Below are 8,706 nucleotides of genomic sequence, written 5' to 3' on the forward strand. Positions count from 1 at the left end.
AGTCCCTCACGCCACTTGCAAGGGATCCACGATATCATAAGGCCGGTACCGGCCGCATTGACCTCTGCCGCCCAGTCGTTAGCCACCGCATCAACACTTGTGTTGCGGCAGGGGTAAAACTGTATCGGTTTGTTGGGATCGTTAGCCCAGGAGTCCACGCCAAGCGTATTGCGGCCGTCAGTGCGGCCGTAGGCAAACGCCGGTCCTGTGGCCGTCTTGCCGTAGACCTCCGGTGCCAGATCCATAGCAAAATTACCCAAATCAAGCTCATCGATATACACTCTGTCCTCTTTGTCATTGCTATTATGCATGGCAAGCTGTCCGAGCAGTTGCAATTTCACACTGTGATTGGTGATCTGCGTAATATTTGCCGCCCCATCGAGTACAGTGCGGTTATTATACATAAGGCGGGCTTTGTACTGTCGGGTCGGTTTGGCCACATCCTGTCGAGATACCGTCTGACCCAGCGGTTGACCTTGTGTTCCGAGCACGACAGCCTTTCCGCTATCTTCTTTGAGGGCATGCCGTCGGCTTTGTCCAATATTATACGGCTTCGTTTCTGCATAAACGGCCTGGAGTCGAAGTGCTCTATGTATTCCAACTCCACACGTTGTTTCTTGGTAAGTTTTACTTCTGTGATTCTCATAGCTGTATCTTACCTTGGTATTATGCAAAAACCGTCCCAACATATGTACATTAGTTTTTAGTAGCTACTTAAACAGTCAGATACGTTCCATGAAAGAGCATGAAACGTATCTGATTTTTTGTAGTTATTTGTCAGAATATCACATAAGTCATGTGTTATTTGGTGCGGTTTACTATATGGACCGTTTTGCCATCCTTATCAAGCATATTCAGTCTGAGATTATTTTTATCGGCGGTTAGGACTGAAAATCCGGGAGAATCATTGCAGAAAACAGTGCCATCAATTTTTTGCGGAGTCCTCGTGAGGGAGCCGGATGTATTGACCACATAGTCGATTTTTGAATCTGGGCGGCGGATGTGCTGATAATTGTGAATATGACCGCAGATATACATATCTACATTGTGCTTACGTAGAATTGTATCGACTTTCTTCTGCATATCAGTTCGCTCAGATTCCGACTTATCGGTATAGGCATAGATGGGATGATGACCGACCACAACGATCCAGTCTTCCGTCGCCTCAGTCAAAGTCTTTTCGAGCCATTGCAACTGGGCTTCGGTATCCTGATTCACAGCATCGGGATATGTGTCGGTCTTTTTCCTGTATTTGTCAATCAAAGGAGTGGTGTCGAGAAATATCACCTTGACAGTTGTCCCGTCATCTTCAAAGGTCTTGGCGTAATATCTCGCAGGCATCTCCCAACGGCGGGATATGCCGGAATAGTCGATAACCGCCTGAGTGTTGCCGCGATATTCATGGTTGCCGCAGATAGGATACCAGTTCACCATAAGCTCCGGGTGGTCGTAGATAAGCTCATAGTTGGTCATCCACAAGGGGTCTGTCACACTCTCCACTCCGCCGTAGTGATGTGTGTCGCCAAGAGCAAGAATAGCATCGGGTCCTATTTGTTCTGCAATTCTGCCCATCGTCGCGGCAACAGGCTTCTGGTCATAGTGACCATTACGTCCGAGGTCTGACACTACCATAAGGTTCACATCGCCTTTGGCGATTTCAGTCTGGGCAATGGCTCCAAAAGAGGGGATGAGAGCCAAAGCCGCGATAAGTAATTTACGAATCATTGTTTTGTATTTTTAGAATGTTACTTTTACACCGCCGTTGAATTTCACTCCGTAATATTCCTGTTGCATCGTGTAGTCCTTGCTGCCTTGGTAATAGCGCAGAGGCTGGTTGAGAAGGTTGTTGCAGTCGGCATATACGGTTATTTTTGTTTTGCGCCCGAATGTGTAGCTGACGTTCAGGTCCAGATATTTCACGGCATCATAGTATCGGTCGTAGAATGAACTTGCGCCCATTTCGTCGATAAATGCCGAGGCATAGTTGAATGAGGCTCTTGCGGAGAAACCGCACTTGTCGAAATATAGCGAGAGATTAGCGGTATGTTCAGGGGAACCCGGCAGACTTAGACCTTTTTCGTTTTCACGACCCTCGAAATTGAAATCGGTGATGCGTGAACGTGTATAGGTATATGTTGCATAAAGTCCGAGGCATTTCATCGCCGGTGCGATGAAACTGAACTCGCGTTGCCATGCAAGCTCAACACCGAATATATTGGCATTGCCGCCGTTCTTCGGTTGAGTGAATTTCGTCCATAAATTCCCTTCGTATTCCTTGTTGTAGGCCACCTCGTCGACAATAAAGCCCTCAATGCGTTTATAGAACAGACCGGCAGACACAAGTCCTATCGACTTCCAGTAATATTCGGCATTGAGGTATATGTTGTGTGATGTGGTTGCCTTCAGACCGGGGTTGCCCACCGTTATCTCATTGTCGCCGCGGCTTATTTTCATTCCCGGGACGAGTGCCGAATATTTTGGACGGGATATTGACTGGTTGTAGCCCGCACGGAACAGGAAATCCTTATTTATCTCCCATTTCAGAAGAAGCGATGGGAGGAAGTTTATGTAGCTTGAAGTTGCCGGCGCGGTTTTCGACACCTCTCCGGTCTCGTCGTCATAGATTCTGCCGATGTAACGCAAGTCGGTGTTCTCCACTCTCAATCCTCCCATAAACTGAAGATTGTCCGCGAGCCGTGAGTCGATGCGCATGTAACCGGAAGTGACATTCTCTCGGGCGTGGTAATTGCCCGCAAGTTCCTCAGCCACCTGTTCGCTCTCAAACTGATTTTTATCATCAAGATTCAGAAAGCCGAGAAAATATTTGTCAATGAATGTTCCCGCCTTGTATTTAGCCGAAGGCATAAAACGGTCTGTAGTCATATCGACAGTATGGGAGAAAGCATCCTTGTCAAAGGCCTTCTCATCAATGGGAGTGTATTCGTAGAAGTCTATCTCTTTGTTCTTGAACTTGCTGACGAATTTGAAGCCGAATTTGAGCTTTGCCCTGTCGCTGAGTTTTGTCTTGAAATCAAGAGCTGCCTTGAAGTCCTTCTCGACAATATCTTCCTGCTGCTGTGTCAGTTCCTTGAGTGAGAAATCATCATTGAGTGTAATAGTGGAGCCTTCCTCCGGAGTGGCAAGCGGCTCCCGCGGATTCGACAGATCAATACTGAACTTCTGTTTTTTCAGACGATAATCGATATAGCGCTCGTTAGGCCTTTCCTCGGAGGCTCTCGCATATCCTAATTTCCAGTCAATACCGAAAATGCCGAGACGGTTCTCGCCTCCGAGAGTGAAGTCCATGGTGCGTTGGCGTTCCAGACGGGCGTTGCGGTTGTCGGGCGTGCCACCTTTGGTCTGCACCCTGACATCGGCTTTCCCCTCCGGGGTCATGTCTTTCAGCGTCGTGCGATAGCGGTTTTCCCAGTCGTTGCGGTTGTTGAAGATACCTTTGAACCATATCTTGTTGTAGTCGTTGAACTTCCAGTCGAGCGACAACGAATAACTCTGACGCTCGCGGGTGACAAAATACTGCCTTATCTGATAGTCGTTGACATAGATTTTGCCGTCGTCATCTTTTTCCCATATAAATTCTGTATTATATGATCCGGCTGGCGCATTATTATAGGAGGCTGCAAGCATCACTCCGAAGCGGTCATTGAAGAAACGGTTACCGAGAGTGAGTCCGACATTCATCTGCGCCTTACGGCTTATCCAGTTGTAGCCTGTTCCCGCTACGGCTCCGACAGTAAATCTGTGTGGAGAATTTTTCGTAACGAGGTTGATAGAACCGCCGATGGCATCGCCGTCCTGATCCGGCATAAGTGTCTTGCTGACCTCTATTGTCTGAATCATATCGGACGGTATGAGGTCAAGCTGGACATTGCGAATGTCTCCCTCGGCCGATGGCAGTCTTGACCCGTTGATTGTCACTGAACTGAACTCAGCCGGAGTGCCGCGTACCTGACCGAAACGGGCCTCGCCCTGATCATACTGCACATTGATACCGCTTATACGTTTCAGAGCGTCTCCGATATTCGAGTCGGGGAATTTGCCAATCTGGTCGGCAGACACCACATTGGTTATATTGATATTGTTCTTCTGGGCATTTATGGCTCTTTGCTGCCCGGAGAAAACGCCGGTCACTACAACTTCATTCAGTTCCCGTGATGTATCCGACATTACAATGTCGTCAACCGTCGATTCTTCCGAAACCACGATTGTTTTACTGACCGGGAGAAAACCGATATAAGTTACTTTCAGATTATGATCCCCGGATGAAAGGTTGGCAAACGAGAAAAAGCCGTCGAGATCCGTAACCGCCGACAGCTTGTTGCTGTCAATGATAACCACCGCTCCCGGCAGCGGGTTCTTCTCATTGTCAAGGATGCGGCCTTTAAGTTGTCCGTATTTCGGACTGTCAGCCGCCATAATGGTCAGACTTGAAGCAAGCGCGACCAAAAAAGTTGACATTACTTTTTTCATTGTGATTGTTGTTTTGTTTCTGATTCACGTTGCAAAATTCGCCAACTAATATTTCATGGGTTTATCAGATTTGTTTAGATTTTATGAAATAAATTGTGTCATTAAACTTTTATTAAACTTTTGAGCATTAGGACAGTATTTGACCTATTATTAGTAATTTTGCAGCATGGAAACAAAAAAGAAGATACTTGTTGTCGACGATGAGGAGGCTTTGTGTGACGGCCTCGGATTCAATCTTGAAGCGGAAGGCTATCAGGTTGACATGGCGTATAGCGCGGAGGAGGCTCTTGCCCTCAACCTTGCCGCCTATGACCTGATACTCCTTGATATTATGATGGGGGAAATATCCGGGACTCAACTGGCACGCATAATGAAGTCGAATCCGGCAACTGCCTCCGTTCCCATCATATTCTGCACGGCCAAAGACACGGAGGAGGATATGATTGCCGGTCTCGACCTCGGAGCAGACGACTACATAATGAAGCCTTATTCTCTTAATGCCGTACTCGCTCGTGTTCGTACTGTGCTTCGCCGGACTGGGGCTTCTGTCGCACATGCCAAGACTGATTCTGACCTTGTTTCATACAAGGGGCTGGTTCTGTCTGCAAAAAACAGGACCTGCACGGTTGACGGAACGGAGGTGAAAATGCCTAAAAAGGAGTTTGAGATACTGCTCAAACTAATCTCCAACCGGGGGCAGGTTTTCACCCGCGCGGATTTGCTCAACGAGATATGGCCCGACGAGGTTGTGGTGCTTGACAGGGTTGTAGATGTGAACATAACCCGTATACGCCAGAAAATCGGCATCTACGGCAAGAATATTGTAACTCGCTCGGGCTACGGTTATGGGTTTATTGAATAAGTTCTCCTATCCGCAGCGGCTGTTCGTGTGGCTTCTTGGGTATTCCTTGCTGATGGTCGGTTGCTTTGTCGTGTTTCAGTATCACAGGGAAAAGGAATTCAAGGCGGAGGAGATTGACAAGCAACTACAGCTTATCAACACATATATCCTTACCGAACTTGGTGAAGGACACGATGTGCCGGATATCAGACTCGACGATTTCAAACCGTTTGACGATATCCGTGTCAGCGTGATTTCCGAGGACGGGCATATCATTTACGACAACACCCTTGATTCCCTTCCGAAAACCAATCATCTTGACCGACAGGAAATCCGAGACGCACTGCGGCTTGGGTCAGGCTATGCCGTAAGGCGCCACAGCGAGAGTACCGGCAACAATTATTTTTACTCGGCGAAAAAGAGCGATGACGGGAATATTGTCCGTACTGCGGTGCCGTATTCGGTTTCATTCAGAGGACTGTTGCAGGCCGATTATGGCTTTCTGTGGATTATGGGGATTATCACAATGGTGATGTGCGTACTTGGCTATTTCGCAACCCGAAGGGTCGGCCTCCACATAATCAGGCTGAACAGATTTGCGGAAAACGTAGAAAACGGTGCCCAGATTTCCGACACCGAACCGTTCCCCCATGACGAGCTTGGCGAGATTTCAAACCACATTGTCCGCCTTTATGCCCGTTTGCAACAGGCTGTCGCTGACAGGGACAGCGAACATCGCGCAGCCCTCCATGAACAGCTTGAAAAGGAACGCATCAAAAAGCAACTCACGAATAACATAAACCACGAACTGAAAACCCCGGTCGCATCAATCAGGGTCAGTGTGGAGACGATGCTGGCACACAGGAATATGAGCGATGAAAAGCAGATATTGTTCCTGCAACGTTGTCTTACAAACACAGAAAGGCTCCAAAGGCTTCTGACCGATGTCTCGCTCCTGACACGCATGGACGACGGAAGCGCCTCTATATTAAAAGAACAGGTTAATCTCACGGATATAATAAATGACGTGGTTGAGGACCGACAGATAATCGCCGCCACAAAGGGCATAAGGATTGAGAATTTTGTTTCTCATAACGTAATCATGGCCGGTAATGCTTCTCTGCTTGAGGCCGTTTTCAACAACCTTATAGACAATGCGATTGTTTATTGTGGAGGAACCAGAATAAAAATAGAATTAATCAGTATCGACAACGATAAAGTTGTAATTGCATTGTCCGACAACGGATGCGGCGTTCCTCCCGAACACCTGCCAAGACTGTTTGAAAGGTTCTATCGCATTGACAAGGGACGGTCACGAGCGGCCGGTGGCACCGGACTCGGGCTTTCGATAGTGAAAAACGCCGTGATTCTTCATGGCGGTGAAATCTCCGCCGAAACTCAATGCTCAGGCGGATTATTGTTCAAAATAATATTTTCAAGAAACTCAAAATGAAGACAAAACTGAAAATCGCGCTTGTAGCTCACGACCAACGCAAAGCCGATATGGTCGATTGGGTAAAATTCAACGCCCAATACCTTTCACAGCATGAGCTGGTATGTACCGGCACGACTGGAGGGCTTATAAAGAATGCTTTCTCAGAAGCAGGAATATATGCCCAAGTCGAATGTATGAACTCCGGACCGATGGGCGGTGATGCCGAAATAGCGGCAATGGTGGTAAGAAACGAAATTGATCTTGCCATATTCCTGATAGACGACCTCAATGCGCAGCCCCACGAGGCGGACATTCAGATGCTTTTGCGTCAATGTCGTCTCCACAACGTGCCGATTGCCTGCAACCGAATAAGTGCGGATCTGATGATTTCAAGCCGTCTGTGGTATGACCCGACGTATAAACCCATCGAACAGAGCTATATAAGGTTTGACCGCAATTAAGAGATTGTCTAAAATTCATATCACTTTGCTTTTGAGAGTCTTTCCAGCGTCTTTTTGTTTGCTCCCCGGTCATGTAGCTACGGCTACACTCCCTCATCACAAACAAAAATCCATCTGACAATCCTTCTCAAAATCCGTATTATATAAATTTAGCCAATCTCTATGAGAGTGTTTGAATTTCACTTCTATTCACTCAAAGAGGATTTTCGGAGAGATTCGCGTGAGTTGATGAGGGAGCGATGCGGGCATCGTGACCGATGAAACCTGACGCGAATCGCCCGAAAAGACCTTTGAGGGGATGGAAAGAAGTCCCTATATATTTCTTCGTGTTAAATTCAAACATACTCTAAATACTCTGTCAGTCCGGCAGTTTTAATAAATGGTTAAGGATTTTGAAATAATCATGAAATGTTTTCTTAGTTACTTTGCGGCAGAATAAGTAATTGAGATAACAATGGAAATACTGTTTCTTTGCGTAGTAATTTTTCTTTTCCTGCTGGCTGTGTTTGACCTGTCAGTAGGTGTGAGTAACGATGCTGTCAACTTCCTGAACTCGGCTATCGGGTCTAAGGCGGCATCATTCAAAAGAGTCCTGATTGTCGCTTCCATCGGTGTGTTCATCGGTGCGGCAATGAGCAACGGTATGATGGAGATTGCCCGGCACGGAATTTTCCGTCCCGAGCATTTTTCGTTCTATGACCTTATCTGCATCTTCATGGCGGTAATGGTCACGGACATCATCCTTCTCGACGTGTTCAACTCGCTGGGTATGCCGACATCGACAACCGTGTCAATGGTTTTCGAGCTGCTGGGAGCCACCTTTGTCGTTGCATTGATTAAAATGGCAGGAGGCATCGGTCTCGGTTTCGATGACTTGCTTAACACGGAGAAAGCCCTGTCGGTGATTCTCGGAATATTCCTGTCGGTGGCGATAGCCTTTTTCTTCGGAACGGTGGTGCAGTTCATATCCCGTATGGTGTTCTCGTTCAATTACCGAAGCAACCTGAAATGGAAGATAGGAATATTCGGAGGTATATGTGCAACTGCGATTGTTTACTTTCTTCTGATTAAAGGGGCTAAAGATCTTTCTTTCATGACCCCTGAACTGAAAGCGTGGATAAAAAACAATACTGCGCTGATCATACTGTCCTGTTTCGCAGTTTTTACAGTGCTGATGCAACTGCTCCATGTCTGCAAGGTTAATGTGCTGAAAGTAATTGTGCTGATGGGTACATTCTCGCTTGCCGTGGCATTCGCAGGTAATGACCTTGTGAACTTCATAGGTGTTCCCTTGAGCGGTCTGGCTTCATATCAGGATTTTATGGCTAACGGCGGAGGGGACTCCAAAGGTTTCCTTATGGATTCGCTCAACGGCCCGGCAAATACACCGATATATTTCCGCATCGGTGCCGGAGTCATAATGGTGGTGTCACTTGCAACGTCAAAAAAAGCCCGGAATGTGACCAAGACTGAAATCGGTC

Annotated in this window: 8 protein-coding genes; 4 read left to right on the forward strand and 4 right to left on the reverse strand. The window is 47.2% G+C overall.

Annotation, left to right across the window (positions count from 1 at the left end):
- From C5O24_RS08830 to C5O24_RS08845, 4 genes are all read right to left on the reverse strand, one after another.
- Positions 1-341, reverse strand: a 341-nt coding sequence (locus tag C5O24_RS08830; RefSeq protein ID WP_133165512.1) for a hypothetical protein, incomplete at its 3' end; no start/stop codon positions are given.
- Complete coding sequence (locus C5O24_RS08835) at positions 338-646, reverse strand: helix-turn-helix domain-containing protein (protein ID WP_107036776.1); 309 nt, start codon at positions 644-646, stop codon at positions 338-340. The genes C5O24_RS08830 and C5O24_RS08835, both read right to left, overlap by 4 nt.
- Positions 647-801: 155 nt before the next feature.
- Positions 802-1,725, reverse strand: a complete 924-nt coding sequence (locus C5O24_RS08840) for a metallophosphoesterase (RefSeq protein ID WP_107036775.1) — start codon at positions 1,723-1,725, stop codon at positions 802-804.
- A 12-nt stretch (positions 1,726-1,737) separates the two neighbouring features.
- Positions 1,738-4,488, reverse strand: a complete 2,751-nt coding sequence (locus tag C5O24_RS08845; RefSeq protein ID WP_107681719.1) for a TonB-dependent receptor — start codon at positions 4,486-4,488, stop codon at positions 1,738-1,740.
- Positions 4,489-4,654: 166 nt separating this feature from the next.
- Between C5O24_RS08845 and phoB the strand changes: the two genes are divergently transcribed.
- The 4 genes from phoB to C5O24_RS08865 all read left to right on the forward strand — a co-directional run.
- Positions 4,655-5,350 (forward strand): two-component system response regulator PhoB, encoded by a 696-nt coding sequence (gene phoB, locus C5O24_RS08850; RefSeq protein WP_107681720.1) that lies wholly within the window; start codon positions 4,655-4,657, stop codon positions 5,348-5,350.
- 229 nt (positions 5,351-5,579) lie between these two features.
- The gene (locus tag C5O24_RS08855) at positions 5,580-6,782 is read left to right on the forward strand and encodes a sensor histidine kinase (protein ID WP_240604946.1); all 1,203 of its coding nucleotides are present in this window, start codon (positions 5,580-5,582) and stop codon (positions 6,780-6,782) included.
- Positions 6,779-7,225, forward strand: coding sequence for a methylglyoxal synthase (locus C5O24_RS08860; protein ID WP_107036771.1), 447 nt, complete (start codon positions 6,779-6,781; stop codon positions 7,223-7,225). Before C5O24_RS08855 ends, C5O24_RS08860 begins: the two co-directional genes overlap by 4 nt.
- Before the next feature lie 454 nt (positions 7,226-7,679).
- Positions 7,680-8,706: inorganic phosphate transporter (locus C5O24_RS08865; protein ID WP_170067074.1), on the forward strand; the 1,027-nt coding region annotated here is incomplete at its 3' end.

The organism is Paramuribaculum intestinale (assembly GCF_003024925.1).
Taxonomy (GTDB): domain Bacteria; phylum Bacteroidota; class Bacteroidia; order Bacteroidales; family Muribaculaceae; genus Paramuribaculum; species Paramuribaculum intestinale.